The 14114-nt window shown below is 40.0% G+C and carries 18 protein-coding genes; 1 reads left to right on the top strand and 17 read right to left on the bottom strand.

Annotated elements, in window-relative coordinates:
* Window positions 1-53 precede the first annotated feature (53 nt).
* The 3 genes from pdhA to H7U17_RS03715 form a co-directional block, all read right to left on the bottom strand.
* Complete coding sequence (gene pdhA / locus H7U17_RS03725) at window positions 54-1040, bottom strand: pyruvate dehydrogenase (acetyl-transferring) E1 component subunit alpha (RefSeq protein WP_186755003.1); 987 nt, start codon at window positions 1038-1040, stop codon at window positions 54-56.
* Between the two features lie 55 nt (window positions 1041-1095).
* On the bottom strand, window positions 1096-2811 hold the full coding sequence (gene acsA, locus H7U17_RS03720) for an acetate--CoA ligase (RefSeq protein WP_186755001.1): 1716 nt from the start codon (window positions 2809-2811) through the stop codon (window positions 1096-1098).
* A 479-nt stretch (window positions 2812-3290) separates the two neighbouring features.
* Window positions 3291-3641, bottom strand: coding sequence for a hypothetical protein (locus H7U17_RS03715; protein WP_186754999.1), 351 nt, complete (start codon window positions 3639-3641; stop codon window positions 3291-3293).
* A gap of 154 nt (window positions 3642-3795) precedes the next feature.
* Between H7U17_RS03715 and H7U17_RS03710 the strand changes: the two genes are divergently transcribed.
* A complete protein-coding gene (locus tag H7U17_RS03710) occupies window positions 3796-4290 on the top strand; it encodes a YciE/YciF ferroxidase family protein (protein WP_186754997.1) in 495 nt (164 codons plus the stop codon).
* 78 nt (window positions 4291-4368) lie between these two features.
* Here H7U17_RS03710 and H7U17_RS03705 read toward each other — a convergent pair whose 3' ends face one another.
* From H7U17_RS03705 to H7U17_RS03645, 14 genes are all read right to left on the bottom strand, one after another.
* The gene (locus tag H7U17_RS03705; protein ID WP_230981253.1) at window positions 4369-5211 is read right to left on the bottom strand and encodes an alcohol dehydrogenase catalytic domain-containing protein; all 843 of its coding nucleotides are present in this window, start codon (window positions 5209-5211) and stop codon (window positions 4369-4371) included.
* Window positions 5190-5393 carry a hypothetical protein gene (locus H7U17_RS20605; protein ID WP_230981252.1) on the bottom strand — a complete coding sequence of 68 codons (204 nt, stop codon included), beginning with the start codon at window positions 5391-5393 and terminating at the stop codon, window positions 5190-5192. The genes H7U17_RS03705 and H7U17_RS20605 overlap by 22 nt, the downstream gene beginning before the upstream one ends.
* Before the next feature lie 26 nt (window positions 5394-5419).
* On the bottom strand, window positions 5420-5863 hold the full coding sequence (locus H7U17_RS03700; protein ID WP_186754995.1) for a YbhB/YbcL family Raf kinase inhibitor-like protein: 444 nt from the start codon (window positions 5861-5863) through the stop codon (window positions 5420-5422).
* A gap of 154 nt (window positions 5864-6017) precedes the next feature.
* Window positions 6018-6479, bottom strand: coding sequence for a hypothetical protein (locus H7U17_RS03695; protein WP_186754993.1), 462 nt, complete (start codon window positions 6477-6479; stop codon window positions 6018-6020).
* Between the two features lie 155 nt (window positions 6480-6634).
* Window positions 6635-7522, bottom strand: a complete 888-nt coding sequence (locus H7U17_RS03690; RefSeq protein ID WP_186754992.1) for a F0F1 ATP synthase subunit gamma — start codon at window positions 7520-7522, stop codon at window positions 6635-6637.
* Window positions 7523-7529: 7 nt separating this feature from the next.
* Window positions 7530-9041: an alternate F1F0 ATPase, F1 subunit alpha gene (locus tag H7U17_RS03685; RefSeq protein ID WP_186754990.1), complete on the bottom strand. Its 1512-nt coding sequence runs from the start codon at window positions 9039-9041 to the stop codon at window positions 7530-7532.
* Window positions 9025-9816, bottom strand: a complete 792-nt coding sequence (locus tag H7U17_RS03680) for a F0F1 ATP synthase subunit B family protein (RefSeq protein WP_186754988.1) — start codon at window positions 9814-9816, stop codon at window positions 9025-9027. The genes H7U17_RS03685 and H7U17_RS03680 overlap by 17 nt, the downstream gene beginning before the upstream one ends.
* 27 nt (window positions 9817-9843) lie before the next feature.
* Window positions 9844-10125, bottom strand: a complete 282-nt coding sequence (locus H7U17_RS03675) for a F0F1 ATP synthase subunit C (protein WP_186754986.1) — start codon at window positions 10123-10125, stop codon at window positions 9844-9846.
* A 25-nt stretch (window positions 10126-10150) separates the two neighbouring features.
* Entirely contained in the window at window positions 10151-10822 is a 672-nt protein-coding gene (locus H7U17_RS03670; protein WP_186754984.1) for a F0F1 ATP synthase subunit A, read from the bottom strand.
* A complete protein-coding gene (locus H7U17_RS03665; protein WP_186754982.1) occupies window positions 10806-11126 on the bottom strand; it encodes an N-ATPase subunit AtpR in 321 nt (106 codons plus the stop codon). The genes H7U17_RS03670 and H7U17_RS03665 overlap by 17 nt, the downstream gene beginning before the upstream one ends.
* Before the next feature lie 6 nt (window positions 11127-11132).
* Complete coding sequence (locus H7U17_RS03660; RefSeq protein WP_186754980.1) at window positions 11133-11453, bottom strand: AtpZ/AtpI family protein; 321 nt, start codon at window positions 11451-11453, stop codon at window positions 11133-11135.
* Window positions 11450-11839 carry a F0F1 ATP synthase subunit epsilon gene (locus H7U17_RS03655; RefSeq protein ID WP_186754978.1) on the bottom strand — a complete coding sequence of 130 codons (390 nt, stop codon included), beginning with the start codon at window positions 11837-11839 and terminating at the stop codon, window positions 11450-11452. The genes H7U17_RS03660 and H7U17_RS03655 overlap by 4 nt, the downstream gene beginning before the upstream one ends.
* Entirely contained in the window at window positions 11829-13259 is a 1431-nt protein-coding gene (atpD, locus tag H7U17_RS03650) for a F0F1 ATP synthase subunit beta (protein WP_186754976.1), read from the bottom strand. The genes H7U17_RS03655 and atpD overlap by 11 nt, the downstream gene beginning before the upstream one ends.
* A 339-nt stretch (window positions 13260-13598) precedes the next feature.
* Complete coding sequence (locus H7U17_RS03645) at window positions 13599-14105, bottom strand: AAA family ATPase (protein WP_186754975.1); 507 nt, start codon at window positions 14103-14105, stop codon at window positions 13599-13601.
* Window positions 14106-14114: the final 9 nt, after the last annotated feature.

The raw sequence follows: 14114 nt of genomic DNA, 5'->3' as shown, positions 1-14114 counted from the left end.
AAACATTCACCCTGTTCTCCCATGCTATTGATAATTAATCTAAAAGATCATTGTCATTCACTGTAAACGAACTTTCCAAGGTCTTCTACTGCTTCCCAGCTCCCTTTTTCGGCAAATGAAACCGCCTTATCGATCTCCTCTTTAATCTGGGCTTCTATTTGATCATATTGCACCTTTGTGATTAGTCGTTTCCTTTTTAAAACCTGATGGTAATTGATAATGGGATCTTTCTTCTTCCATTCTTCCACTTCTTTTTTATCCCGGTATAGTTCAGCATCAAACATGGAATGAGCCCTAAACCGATAGGTATTACAAACCAAGAAATAAGGCATTCCACTTTCTTTGATATAATTGATGGCCTCTTCTGCAGCCTTTTTGACAGCAATAATATCCATACCATCCACCGCCACAGAAGGAATTCCATAAGCAGCACCTTTTTTTTCCAAATCCTGCATAGCATGTGTATACTTTAATGCTGTCCCCATTGCATAAAGGTTGTTTTCACAAACAAACAATACAGGCACCTTCCATAAAGCTGCTAGGTTCATCGCTTCATGGAATTCTCCCTCAGCTGCAGCACCTTCTCCAAAAAAGCAACAGGTTACATTGTTTTTTTTCTGTTTCTTAGAAGCCAATGCCAATCCCACTGCCATGGCCAAGTGTCCTCCAACTATGGCACTTCCTCCAAAAAAATGCTTATCTACATCAAACAGATGCATGGAACCCCCTCTTCCTTTGCTGCACCCCTCCACCTTTCCATACATTTCCGCCATAATGACTCCTGGATTCAATCCTCTCATCAAAGCATGTCCATGTTCCCGATAGGTACATAAAATATTATCTTCCTCGGACAAGGCCTGAATGACTCCCACAGCCACAGCCTCCTCTCCAATATATAAATGTAAAAACCCCCTGATTTTTTCTTTGGTATATTGTTCAGCTGCTTTTTCCTCAAACTTTCTAATGAGCATCATTTTAGAGAGTAAAGCTCGCTCTTCTTCACCTGATGAACTTTTTTTTCGGGAAGGATTACGTTTCATATTTATAAGGGTTCAAGTTAATTATGGGGTTTATATTGGCATTAAAACAAGTCAACTAACTAGGTTCTAAGGTTGAAAGATCACCCTCAGGTAATCCCAGCTCACGGGCTTTCAAAAGTCTTCTCAAAATTTTCCCGCTCCGGGTTTTGGGCAATCGCTGCACAAATGCTATTTCCTTGGGCGCTACAGCTGGCCCTAATTCCTTTCGGGCAAAACCAATAATATCCAGTTTGGTTTCGCTATTCTCCTTTACCCCCTCTTTCAAAACCACAAAAGCTTTTACCATCTCACCAACCGATGCTTCAGGCTTACCTATTACCGCTGCTTCTGCCACAGAAGGATGCTTCATCAGAGAACTTTCCACTTCAAAAGGTCCCACCATATGCCCAGAAGTCTTGATAATATCATCAGCCCGGCCCACAAACCAGAAATAGCCCTTGCGATCTCTTCTAGCCAAATCACCTGTGATATACCAATCCCCTATGAAACATTTATTATAACGTTCCTGCTCATGCAGATAGGCCCTGAACATAGAAGGAAAGCCTTTTTTCAAAACCAAATGCCCTTGGGCTTCAGTATCCGTAATCAATTCAATGCCATCTCCATCAATCTCCGCCACTGCAGCTTCTATCCCAGGCAAAGGTTTCCCCATGGATCCTGGCGCTACCTCCATACTTCTGTAATTGGCAATCATAATTCCTCCTGTTTCCGTTTGCCACCAATTATCCAAAACAGGTACTCCAAATGCCTGCTGGGCCCATATCACCTCAGCAGCATGCAATGGCTCTCCTACACTAAGCACTAGACGTAATTTACTTAAGTCAAACTCCTTTTTGGGATCCATTTCGGTCCTCATCAATCTCCGGATGGCCGTGGGGGCGGTATACCAAATATTCACCTTCTCCTTTTCGAGGATTTGATACCATCTCATGGCATCAAACTCCTGCTCATCCACAATACTGGTAACTCCGTTAACCAAAGGTGAAATAATCCCATAAGATGTTCCGGTTACCCAACCGGGGTCTGCCGTACACCAGAACACATCATTTTTATGAAAATCTAAAACCAGCTTTCCTGTTAAATAATGCGTATAAACTGCTTTATGTACATGAAGTGCCCCCTTGGGCATACCAGTAGTTCCACTGGTAAAATGGAGAAGCGCAGGGTCTTCAGGAGAAGTAAATGGAATACTGAATGAGGAAGAAGCTTTTTTCATCCATCGATCAAAGGATAATACCTTTTTGGACAAATCTTCTTCCACGTCTATCAAGAAAATGTACCTCAGATGAGGTAATCGGTCGATGAGTTTTTCCACCTTTTTTTCATAAAACAATTTGTTCGTCACCAATAGGGAAGCCTCTCCTTTTGAAAGTCGCTGGAAAATTGGTTCTGGACCAAATACAGAGAATAAAGGACAAAAAACCGCTAGCCTTTTTAAACTCCCCAAGGCAGTAATATATAATTCCGGAACCCGTCCCAAAAGCGAATACACCGTTTCCCCCTTAGCAATCCCTAAACGATCCAAAACATTGGCAAATCTTGAGGTCAGTTCTTGAAGCTTAACATAACTGATGTTCTCCCTTTTTTGATCTTTTCGCACAAAACGAATGGCTGTGGTATCCCCTAATCCTCCATTTGCATGGCGATCAACCGCTTCGTGGGCAATATTAAGTCCTAATCCAGCTGAAGGTCCATTAAAATATTGACTTTCCTTCTCCCAATCAAAAGCCTTGTAGGTCTTACTATAATCTGTGAGGTTTGGATTTACCATGACAAAATGGAATTGCTATAGATTTAAATAAACCATTGGGACCCTCTACTTAATTGATCCAAATCCTACTCCTTTTTAGTAAATAAACATTTTACCGTTTAAAATAAAGCAGCAACGAATCCACCTCTATTACAAGCATCAAAATTACCTTCGACTTAGTTCAAGGAAAAATCATTACTGTACTTTAGGGAGGCAGACAAATGGAATATGTCCCCAATGCTTATCATTATCAAATTAGAAAACTTGATAAGAACATAGAATGATGGAAATCATCCAAATTAAAGATTTTGATGTCTCACCTGCTTATTTAATAAATCCAGCGTAGCGCACCCTTCACTGATTCATAAGCATGAAAAGAGGCGGTCTCAAAATTTGTCATTTCGAACTGAGGAGAAATCCAAAGATTTGTTTGTTTTTGAAAATCCATCCAATGGCCTATACCTCCTTTATTGATAAAAACTAAGGGTTATTGGTTTAATTTAAACCAAAAAAGATCCCATATCAAAATCCAATCCGAGGGTATCAGGATAACCTAATTGATCCTCCAGATGAACACTCTCGGCCACAGGACTTTTATATATTTCTTTTCCCTCCTTGTACAATACAAAATAAATATCCGGGTGCTCCTCAAAAGGAGAATCCAGAGAAGTATAATCCTTCTTGCTAATGGATAAAATTGCCATGCCTTGGGCCGTTAAGTCCGATTCACCCAACAAATCATCCTTGAAAGCATCCTTATCATAAAATTTCACCCTATAAGCTTTACCGCTTAAAGGCTTCCCTGTCTCCTTGGACAGCAATTTGACATGTATTCTGACAATTTCTTCCATGAAATAAAGGTATTGAAGACTTCAATATTTAGTAATGACCAGAATCATAGGTATCACACAATTTAGCTTATTATTTATGGGGAGATAATCAATTAACTTAATTATATGTTAAACCCATCTTTGTTAAATCAACAAAGGCCAAATTTTATAAATCATGAAAAGCATACACAACCTAGAGGAACTGTTCTTTGAACAATTAAAGGAACAATATCACGCTACCAGAGAACAATTTGAGACCTATCCAAAACTCAGAGATAAGACTAGCAATAGCAGTTTGCAGGAAGCCATTGATTTTCATATTGGACATGCTAGAAATCAAATGGAACGCATTGATCATATTTTCAACTCCTTGAACCGAAACAGGCATGGAGAAGAAAATTTAGCCGTAAAAGGCCTTATTCAAGAAGCCATTGAACTGGCCCAAAGATGCACGGACCCAGCAGCTAGGGATGCAGGTATCATCGCCTCTATCCAGCACTATAATCATTATAATATTGCCAGCTATGGAATCCTTTCCACTTATGCCAAAGAGTTAAATTTGGATGATTCAAAAAAAGCGCTTCACTTAAGTCTACAGGAGGAAAAAACTGTCGACCAACACCTTAGTGCGCTTGCTGAAAAAGTGGTGAACTTAGATGCTATTCATTAAAAAATTGAATGGCATACGTTGATTGAGTAATTGCTCTCAAAGTCTTTCTATTCTCTTTCTCGGAGGAATTAATGATATTTACCAAACAAGTACTTTTCCTCCTTGAACATGCTTGTGCTTTAAATCCCATATGGCCTCATTGGCCCTTTCAAAGGGGTATTTCTGTACTGCGGATTTCAAAGAAACCTTGCCTGCAAATTCAAGAAATGCCTTTACATCATTATGGGTAATATTGGCCACAGATTTAATTTCTTTTTCCATCCACAGGTGCTTTTCGTAATCAATACTTGCAAGGGCCGATTGGTCTAAATGCTCTATTCTGATCGCATTGATGATCAGCCTCCCTCCAGGCTTAAGGTACAATAAAGACTGAACCATCGTTTTCCATACGGGAGTGGTATCAATAATGGCATTTAGCAAAAACGGAGGATTATCTTCAATACCTCCTGCCCATTTTGCTCCCAAAGATATTGCGAATTCCTGTTCTTCAATGGTTCTGGTAAATACCAGTACTTCTGTATCATGCATTAATTCCCTTACCATTTTCAATACCAAATGACCTGAAGCACCAAATCCCATCAAGCCCAGAGGCTGACCATTTTCAAGTCCAGTCAAATGGAAAGATCGGTATCCGATAGCTCCTGCGCACATTAATGGTGCGGCCTCTTCATCCGTAAAAACATCAGGAATGAAACAAGCTGATTCAGCAGGAACTCGCATAAATTCAGCATAGCCACCGTTTTCATCCCGACCAGTCCCTTTAAATTCGAAACATAAATTTTCTAAACCAGCCTTACAAAATTCACATTTACCACATGATGAAAATATCCAAGCCACACCTACCCGATCACCTGGTTTAAAAGTACTCACCTTAGCACCACATTTTTCAATTATTCCAACTACTTCGTGACCAGGAACCATTGGAAAACGCGAAGGAGGTGTCCTACCTTCAATTGGTCCAATTCAGTATGGCAAACGCCACAGCAGGAAACCTTGATCAAAATTTCGTCTTCATTGATTATTGGCTTAGGAAGATCTACTTCCTTAAGAGGATTCCTTTCCTTATTCAAATCAACTTTTCCTGAAATCACAAAAGCCTTCATAAAAATTAGTGTTGAATGGATTCTTTTTATTCAGCCATCTTATAGTTTCCAATAAGCTCTCCATAAGCAATAATATGATCCTTCATCGCCATATTTAGCTCTTTTAAACTTGCCCCTTCTTCTAATTCCAATAATTGGTCCAAGGCATAAACCTTAAAAAAATAACGGTGAATTTCCGAAGGAGGGCAAGGTCCACCATAGTTTATCCTATTGAAATCATTCATTCCCTGAATACCGGGTACGGTATCTTCTCTGATCGATTCATGAGGAGCAATATTCCATACCAACCAATGAAGCCATGTCTTATTTGGGGCATCCGGATCATCCACAATAATTGCGAGGCTTCGTGTCTCATTTGGGATTTCACCAATTTCAATTGGTGGATTGATATCCTTACCCTGACAGGTATACATGTCAGGAATGATTTGCCCTTGCTCGAATACAGGACTGCTAACTTTAAGTGATTTCATCGCCTTATCCTTAAATCCTATAATTACTAATTTAAAGTATTTTTCAAGCGGCCAATTTTTGAAGATATGGCAAAATTAATCTTCTAATTAATGTCCTCAATATGTATAACCTAGCTTCTTATTTCAAAATCCGTATAATTAGCCGCATTGTTTTCTATCCTAGCAAATGGCCTCCTTTTATATCTTCCAAACTTTTTTCGGTCAAGTCGAATATATCCTTTTTCAATAAGCGAACTTCCTTAACTAGCTCTTCCTCCATAATTTTTAATTCCAAATGGTCCTCAATAATTTCTTGGGAAGGATTTTCCTTATTGTTTTTTAATTGTCCACTTATATCACTCATGTGCTTTTTCAACCGTTTACTTAAATTCAATTGTCGTTTTTCTATAGTGGACATAGTCTCTACATAATAACGGTTCCTAGCGAGAAACTTCGGAGCGTTCAACCAAATAAAATATTTATTGATCAATATTTTGAAAAAGCTTAATTCATCTGCAATGAAAGCTATATTAGACTTAAAGTATGCTGCTTCATCATATAGTTTCCCCCAATTTCTTTCAGCTTGCTCTTTGGCATTTGAAGCTGAAACTTTACTAAATTCATTTTCCTTTTCCATGACTTTTTCTCTTAATCTCCTATTAAATAAGGACTAATAGAATGACATCCATCATCTAAAACCGATATTCTGCTCACTTGGGCGTGCTAGTTCTTAGAAATTTATATCAGGCTTAAATTGCATGTCTCATAAAATTGAACTAACCAAAACTTCTTTTAAAACAAGTTTGATTTATCGAGTTCATCTTTCAAGGCTTCAAAGCCAGATACCAGGTCAAACAACTCATTGTCTGTAACTTCCTGTCGCTTTTGGTGATAGCGTTGCTGAAGGTTTTCCAAAAATTCACGGATATTCTTTTCGGCCCTTTGCATGGAAGCTAGGCGACTTGCATTTTCACTGGTAAGGGAACTAGTGCAAGCCCTGTAAAGGGAAACAAAGAGGTATTCCCTTACCAATAGGCCGAGAGTCTTTTCTCTATCTCCCAAAACCTCAGGCACCCTATTGCTTGGCCAAGTGACTTCCTCAAGTTTTTCCAACCATTCCTTGTCCAAGGGAAGTAAACGCTCATGATAAGGCTGAAATACAAAGTTTTTCAATCCTGGCCGGTTGTAAAAAACATAGATGGTGCTTAATGGAATGGTATCCAATATTTCCGTAACCAAGTCAGTGATTCCATGTACAGAAGTAGGAATGTCCAATACCCCCTCCAAATCAAAATCGCGATCTATCAAATGGCCAGCGATCCTATCCCCAACGGCCCAAATCTTACTTCGATCTATTGGAAAATCATTAAAAAAACCGAGTACTTTTTCAGCTATTTGTTCATTGAATTGCCCTACTAGCCCTTGATCCGAACCAAAAACCAAAATCTGAACTGCTTTACTTTTTATAAAGCCCCCATCTTGGAAGTTGAAATGATGCATTTCCTTAAGGCTGATGGATAAGCCCAACTGGACGGTCCTATAATAATCCGACAAGGCCTCCATAGCCCGTTCATATTGTCTAATATTAGTGGATGCCAAAGCCTTCATGGATCGCACCAAGGTAGAAATTTCTTCTGCCTTATTGATCTTATTTGCTATGACTTCCAAATATTCACTCATGATTACTTTATTCGATATAGAACCTTTTAAGCCACTTATCGGCCAATTCCAGAAGTATATCCCTGTCCTTTTTGGAGAAGGGTTCAGATGAATTTATCCTATTTAATAAATCTTCTGGTAATAATTTAACAGCTTCCCTAAGGGTTTTCTCAGCTTGTTTTAACTTCCCCATAGGAACCTGATCCAAAAAGCCAGCAGATAACGCATTTAACAAAATTATTTGTTCTGGAAGGGAAAAGGGATCAAATTCCTTCTGAAAAAGAAATGCTTGAATCCTTTGCCCATGGGCTATATATTTCTTGGTTTGCTCATCCATGCGGGTACCAAAACGCATAAATATCTCCAACTCTTTAAACTGGATATAAGCTAACTTAAGCTGGGCTGCCACTCCTCTATAAGCAGGTCTTTGAGCCTTATCCCCTACCCGAGAGACCGATTTTTCCACTTCCACCGCAGGTAGCATCCCTTGTTCAAATAGCTTTGGAGAAAGATAAATTTGACCATCGGTAATACTGATAAGGTTAGTAGGAATATAAGCAGCAAGGTTCTGTCCTTCCGTTTCAATAATCGGTAAAGCGGTCAATGTTCCTCCTCCTCTTTCATTTTTAAGCTGTGTAGCCCTTTCCAGTAACCGGGCATGGATATAAAAAATATCTCCCGGAAATGCCTCCCTACCGGGTGGTCTTCTCAGCAATAATGAAATCTCCCTATAGGCCCTCGCATGATGGGTCAAATCATCATAAACTATAAGTACATCCTTTCCCATTTCCATAAAATATTCCCCGATACTGGTAGCAGCATAAGGTGCCAAATAAATCATGCCTGGCGGATCATTTCCTTGACTGATCATCACAATAGTATAATCCATTGCCTGGTGGGCCTGTAAGATAGCCAAAGTTTTGGCTACCGAGGCAGCCTGCTGACCTATAGCACTATATATGCAGATAACATTCTTATCCTTTTGATTGATAATTGTATTAACTGCTATGGCGGTTTTGCCTGTTTGTCGATCTCCCAGTATCAATTCGCGCTGCCCCCTTCCCACAGGAATAAAAGCATCAACAGCCTTAATTCCTGTTTGCAAAGGCTTGCTTACAGGAGCCCGATCTGTAATCGGAGGAGAAGGCCTCTCAACTGGCAAGCGGGAACTTTGTTCCACTGCTCCTTTATTATCCAATGCAAATCCAAGGGGATCTATTACCCTCCCCAACAAGGCTGATCCAACGGGTACATCTACTACCTTTCCTGTCCTTTCCACTTTATCTCCTACCTGCAAATCCTTAATTTCACCCAGCAACACTACCCCAATGGCATCTGGATCCAGGTTAAAGGCCATCCCATAAAGTCCCCCAGGAAATTTCAATAACTCCTCATTTCCAGTTCCAGGCAGCCCATCTACTAAAACCACCCCTTGGTAAACCGCTTTGACCTTACCGATTTCTTTGCTAATAACACCTGGAGCATATTCGGCCCTGATTTTTTCCAAATTCGTGAACAATGGATCATATAGATTTTCCATTCGCTTGGTCTTTAGGTTCTACATGGCTCGCCCCACCCAAATTTTCAGTTTTCAAAGTATCCTGGACTTTTTCTTCCCACCGTTCCAAGTATTCCTTCAAGTTCCAGCTATATTGATAGTTGTGGGTTTTAAGTGAAAATCCACTCAGATCTTCAGTAGAGGTTTCAAATTTCAAATTCACAGCATGACCGATCAATACTTCCAGTTTTTCTTTAAAACTTTCCTTAAGGCTTTCTGGAAGTTCAAAGCTACTTTGTAGGATTATTGGACCTGTACTAGCCTTAAGACCTTCAAAAAGCGCCCCATCCTCCTGATGCTCCTTATTGCTAATACGTTCTAAAAAGACCTCGGCCATTAGGGCTTCTAATTCCACATTAGCCAGTTCGCTCAGTAACTTTTTGCATATAAGGAAAATTTCCCTGACCATTTTTTTATGGAGTTCGACTTGAAGTCCTCGCTGTTCCCTAGCTAAGGAATTCTTTAATCTTTCACTCAATATTTTTACTTCTTCTCTCGCCAGTTTTATGAGTTCCTCTTTTTTCTTTCTTGCCTCTTCTTCTGCTTCCCGGAGCATTCCCTGCTTTTCTTGTTCAAATTCCGCATTTTTCTCCTGATAGTGCTTCAGCTCATTATTGGCATCATTTAATACTTTTTCAGATTTTTCTAATTCTTGGCTGATTTTTTCCTCCCTTTCATGCACCACCTTGAGTATTGGTCGATACAGGAAACGTTTTAACAGCAATACCAAAACCAAGAAATTTATTGCCTGAGCCAATATGGTAAACCAATCTATCAGCACAACCTATCCGCCTGGGGCATTGGTGATAAAATAATTCCAAAAAGGGTTGGCAAAAATGAGGATCATGGTCACCACCAAGGCATAGATCGCCGTAGACTCGATCATTGCCAAACCTACAAAGAGGGTCCTGGTCATGGTCGAGGCAGCGTCTGGTTGCTGGGCCAAAGAACTCATGGCTGAAGCAACTGCCTTTCCCTCTGCCAATGCAGGGGCAATACATCCAATGGCAGTGGTAAGACCTGCCGTAATAATTGATACCATTCCTATCATTGTGATCGCATCCATAATGCCATATTTATTTTATAAAACATCAAATATCATCACGCCGCGTAGCAGCAGCTATATACACACTCGCCAAAATGCTGAATATATACGCCTGGACCATTCCAGTAAGCAAACCCAGCACTTCCATAATTACCGGAAAGAAGAAGGGCACTATGGAAATCAGAATGGCCACAATCATGGCCCCGCTCATCATATTTCCAAACAACCTCACCGCAAGTGAAAGGGTCCTGGTCAATTCACTGATAATATTAAATGGCAACATTAGCCAGCTAGGCTTTTGGTAGGATTTCAGGTACTTCTTGAAACCCAATTCAGCCACCCCATAAACGGGCACTGCCACAAATACTGTCAATGCCAAAGCCGCTGTAGTAGAAAGTGATCCAGTGGGTGGTTCATATCCAGGAATAAGGGTAAACAAATTAGAGATAGCAATAAAGAGGAACAGTGTTCCCAAAAAATCCAGGTATTTTTCCGGCTTAGCCATCCCAATTTCCTTAATCTGTTTTTGAATTTGAAGGATAATTATTTCCAAAACACATTGCCAGCTGGAAATTTTAATACCTCTTTTCAAATTTCGGGTGATCAAAACAGATCCCAATACTATGATGAACATGATCAACCAAGTGAACACGATAGTAGCATTTAACTTGAACACTCCATATTCCCAGAATATCCAATCATCAGGACTTAACCTCATCGCTCACCTCCTCTCCATCATTGACTTTATATTTCATTGGGTTCTTGAACCTTCTCAAAAAGACCAATCTAATACTGAAAAAGCCCAAAAAGACCACCATGAGATTAACCCAATTTGTTTCGGCCAAATAATAGAATCCTAGCACCGTAATGGCCAATCGGAAAAAGAAACTTAAAGGAAACAGGAGTGCATAGTATTTTGACCTGAGACCATATTGAATAGTCCACAATAAGCCGAGCCAGAAAACAAGGCCCAATGCAGCTCCCCCTAGTATTTTAAGGATTATGATAATAAACGCTTCCATTATTGTTCAGTTTTTCTCCTTCTGATTACTATCTTCTTTTATTCCCTTACCCTCTTTACTGATCCAATACCAGGCATTCATGGCTCCAAGCCCAACCCCTAAAATCAATAAGGATAAGGTCCAGGAATATTGACCTGGAATCTTAGCATCCAGCCAAATCCCTAACAATACGCCTAGAACAGCTGGTACCATTACAGACCATCCTACAATCCCAAAAAGACTAAAGCCAAACCAAATACTTCGTAGCGGTTCTTTTTGGGCTTTTATTTTTCGACCTTCTTTTTCAGCAACAGTCTGCTTAAACTTTTCATTATTCCCCGGTTTCATGTTTTAAGGAGTTCCTGGAAATTCCTAATAAATCCGCTTTCAAGCTTAGCCAATGCCGTTCTTATCCGACTTTCATGCTCTCTATGATGGGCAAATTCGATTTCAATAGCCTGATGTAATTCCCCCAATTTTTTCCCACTGATGCACCTTCTGACGGAGATGACAACCTCATTTCCTGTTTTTACCATTATCCCTTCCCCGACAGCTATATATTGAGCGCCTTCTTCTGGAATTTCATACATTAAAATTCCTGGCGCCAATGCTGCCGTACCGTCTAGGCGATTGGGTAATAATCCATAAGCTCCCTGCCAGGTTTCTAACACTACCCGGCTTATATTATCGGCACTGACTACTACTTCATTAGGTAAAAGTACCTTAAGCTTCATATAGGGAACCTTCTTCACTGCTATTATTAGGTTTTTCTTTTTCCTTATCCATTGCCTCATTGATACCCCCAATCATGTATAAGTGATTTTCAGGTACATCAGCAAACTCATCATTCAAGATTCTTTCAAACCCATTCAAAGTTTCTTCCAACGGAGTAACCTTTCCTGGAATGCCGCTGAAAACTTCAGTAGTAAAAAATGGCTGCGTTAGAAACCGTTCCAGCCTTCTGGCACGATTTACGGTCTTGCGGTCCTCTGGAGACAATTGTTCAGTTCCCAACATGGCAATAATGTCTTTCAAGTCCTCATATTGGGCCAAGTTTTTACGTATTTCCTGCGCCAATTGATAATGCCTTTTACCAATTATCTCAGGGTTACACATTTTGGAGGCAGAGTGCAAAGGATCAATGGCCGGAAATAATCCTTCCCCAGCCCTTTTTCGAGATAATACAATGGAGGCAGAAAGGTGGCTAAAGGTATGTACTGCTGAAGGGTCTGTCAGATCATCTGCTGGTACATAGACAGCTTGTATGGAAGTGATAGCACCTTTATCTGTACTGGATATTCTTTCCTGTAATTTGGATAACTCTGTACTCAAAGTAGGCTGATACCCCATTCTAGACGGCATTTGTCCCATCAAACCGGATACCTCCATACCCGCTTGTATAAACCTGAAAACATTATCTATTAAAAGCAAAACATCCTTATTCTGGTCATCCCTAAAATACTCTGCCATGGTCAGGGCTGCATGTCCCACCCTAAAGCGATTTCCAGGTGGTTCATTCATCTGACCGAAGACCAGTACCATACCAGGCAAGACGCCAGCAGCTTTCATTTCCCTATACAATTCCTCGCCTTCCCTGCATCTTTCCCCTATTCCGCAAAAAATGCTAACACCTTTACTTTTCCCTACTAAATGATGGATCATTTCCGTCAATAAAACGGTCTTCCCTACTCCTGCTCCTCCAAAAAGTCCTGCCTTGCCCCCTCTTTCCAATGGCATCAGTACATCGATGGTTTTAATTCCAGTTTCAAAAATTTCCGAACGATTGGTCCTGCTCGCTAAACTGGGAGGATCCTGTAGAACGGGACGCCAAGCTACATCTTTAGGCTCAGGGAGTCCATCTATTGCTTTGCCAAACACATCAAACATCCTGGAAAGGGTATTATCTCCTACAGGAACTTCAAGAGATTTCTCTGGGTGTTTTACCCGCATTCCTCTGGCAAGTCCCTGAGTAGGTGTCAAGGCAACTCCCCTGACCTGGTGAGCATCCAGCTGCAATAACACTTCAATGATCACATTGGAATTTATTCCAGCATACAGCACGCTGTGTAGTGGGGGAAGTCTATCCTTAAAACTAATATCCACCACACTCCCCCTTACCCGAGTAACTTTACCTATATAATTATCCTGTTCCATAATATTAAAAATATAGATATGATAATATTCCTAGAATGACTGTGGGTTTACTAAAACGATTACACTATTCCTTATCAAATAGAACACGAAAACTTGAAGTCACTCTGGGATTTTCTCTAAGAAGAACAATATGCCTATAGATTTTTACAGGCCCCATGATGAAATTAAAAGCCATAAGATTTAACTCCCTCCCCCATTCATTATGATTTAAATGATAGCGTTATCCATTATAGACCACTTAATTAAATATACAAGGGACATCCCTAAAGGCTAATGATAGCCATCATCAAAAAAGGAAATATTGCTGATTGATTTTATATGAATAAAATACTAATATCGTTATGCTTTATCTTCTCCCAATTTGATATAGTTAAGCGCTTGTTGTAGTATTTCGTTGATATTTGAGCGATGAGATATTAAAGAAAGATAGGGATGCAAAACGGGATCAAAAACTTCCTTTATTTTCAAATAAACATCAAAATCTGCTTCACTATCCTCCCGAGTCATTGCCATCCTTTTTGACACCACTGACTCATCTGCTTCTACCAATAATTTAACTAAAGAAACATGTTGTTTGGCAGCCAAATTAAAGAATGGCTTCCTGGTTTCCATAAGGTAAAATGTTGCGTCCAAAACCAAAAAATCTCCTTTCCCTAAGATCAACTTGGCCCTTCGCTCCATTTCCTTATACACCTTCATTTTATCTTTTTTGCTGTATTGATTTGAAAGGCCCAAGTCTTTCCTGATCACATCGGTTTTCAAATGCACTGCACCCAATGCTCTTGCTATCTTCGCAGCCAAGTAGCTTTTTCCAGTTCCAGGAAGTCCCATTACCATAATCAGCATGATCCCCTT

The organism is Echinicola salinicaeni (genome assembly GCF_014280965.1).
Classification (GTDB): Bacteria; Bacteroidota; Bacteroidia; order Cytophagales; family Cyclobacteriaceae; genus Echinicola; species Echinicola salinicaeni.
The sequence above is the reverse complement of the archived record's forward strand: the minus strand, read 5'-3'. Positions and strand labels throughout refer to the sequence as shown.

What these genes read in the sequence shown, in the direction of transcription:
- H7U17_RS03675 (WP_186754986.1), bottom strand. Translation starts at nt 10,125, where the DNA reads ATGGATGCGATCACAATGATAGGAATGGTATCAATTATTACGGCAGGT.
- H7U17_RS03705 (WP_230981253.1), bottom strand. Translation starts at nt 5,211, where the DNA reads ATGGTTCCTGGTCACGAAGTAGTTGGAATAATTGAAAAATGTGGTGCT.
- H7U17_RS03700 (WP_186754995.1), bottom strand. Translation starts at nt 5,863, where the DNA reads ATGAAATCACTTAAAGTTAGCAGTCCTGTATTCGAGCAAGGGCAAATC.
- H7U17_RS03660 (WP_186754980.1), bottom strand. Translation starts at nt 11,453, where the DNA reads ATGAAACCGGGGAATAATGAAAAGTTTAAGCAGACTGTTGCTGAAAAA.
- H7U17_RS03695 (WP_186754993.1), bottom strand. Translation starts at nt 6,479, where the DNA reads ATGGAAAAGGAAAATGAATTTAGTAAAGTTTCAGCTTCAAATGCCAAA.
- H7U17_RS03710 (WP_186754997.1), top strand. Translation starts at nt 3,796, where the DNA reads ATGAAAAGCATACACAACCTAGAGGAACTGTTCTTTGAACAATTAAAG.
- acsA (WP_186755001.1), bottom strand. Translation starts at nt 2,811, where the DNA reads ATGGTAAATCCAAACCTCACAGATTATAGTAAGACCTACAAGGCTTTT.
- H7U17_RS03685 (WP_186754990.1), bottom strand. Translation starts at nt 9,041, where the DNA reads ATGGAAAATCTATATGATCCATTGTTCACGAATTTGGAAAAAATCAGG.
- H7U17_RS03715 (WP_186754999.1), bottom strand. Translation starts at nt 3,641, where the DNA reads ATGGAAGAAATTGTCAGAATACATGTCAAATTGCTGTCCAAGGAGACA.
- H7U17_RS20605 (WP_230981252.1), bottom strand. Translation starts at nt 5,393, where the DNA reads ATGAAGGCTTTTGTGATTTCAGGAAAAGTTGATTTGAATAAGGAAAGG.
- H7U17_RS03690 (WP_186754992.1), bottom strand. Translation starts at nt 7,522, where the DNA reads ATGAGTGAATATTTGGAAGTCATAGCAAATAAGATCAATAAGGCAGAA.
- H7U17_RS03665 (WP_186754982.1), bottom strand. Translation starts at nt 11,126, where the DNA reads ATGGAAGCGTTTATTATCATAATCCTTAAAATACTAGGGGGAGCTGCA.
- H7U17_RS03655 (WP_186754978.1), bottom strand. Translation starts at nt 11,839, where the DNA reads ATGAAGCTTAAGGTACTTTTACCTAATGAAGTAGTAGTCAGTGCCGAT.
- H7U17_RS03670 (WP_186754984.1), bottom strand. Translation starts at nt 10,822, where the DNA reads ATGAGGTTAAGTCCTGATGATTGGATATTCTGGGAATATGGAGTGTTC.
- pdhA (WP_186755003.1), bottom strand. Translation starts at nt 1,040, where the DNA reads ATGAAACGTAATCCTTCCCGAAAAAAAAGTTCATCAGGTGAAGAAGAG.
- H7U17_RS03645 (WP_186754975.1), bottom strand. Translation starts at nt 14,105, where the DNA reads ATGCTGATTATGGTAATGGGACTTCCTGGAACTGGAAAAAGCTACTTG.
- atpD (WP_186754976.1), bottom strand. Translation starts at nt 13,259, where the DNA reads ATGGAACAGGATAATTATATAGGTAAAGTTACTCGGGTAAGGGGGAGT.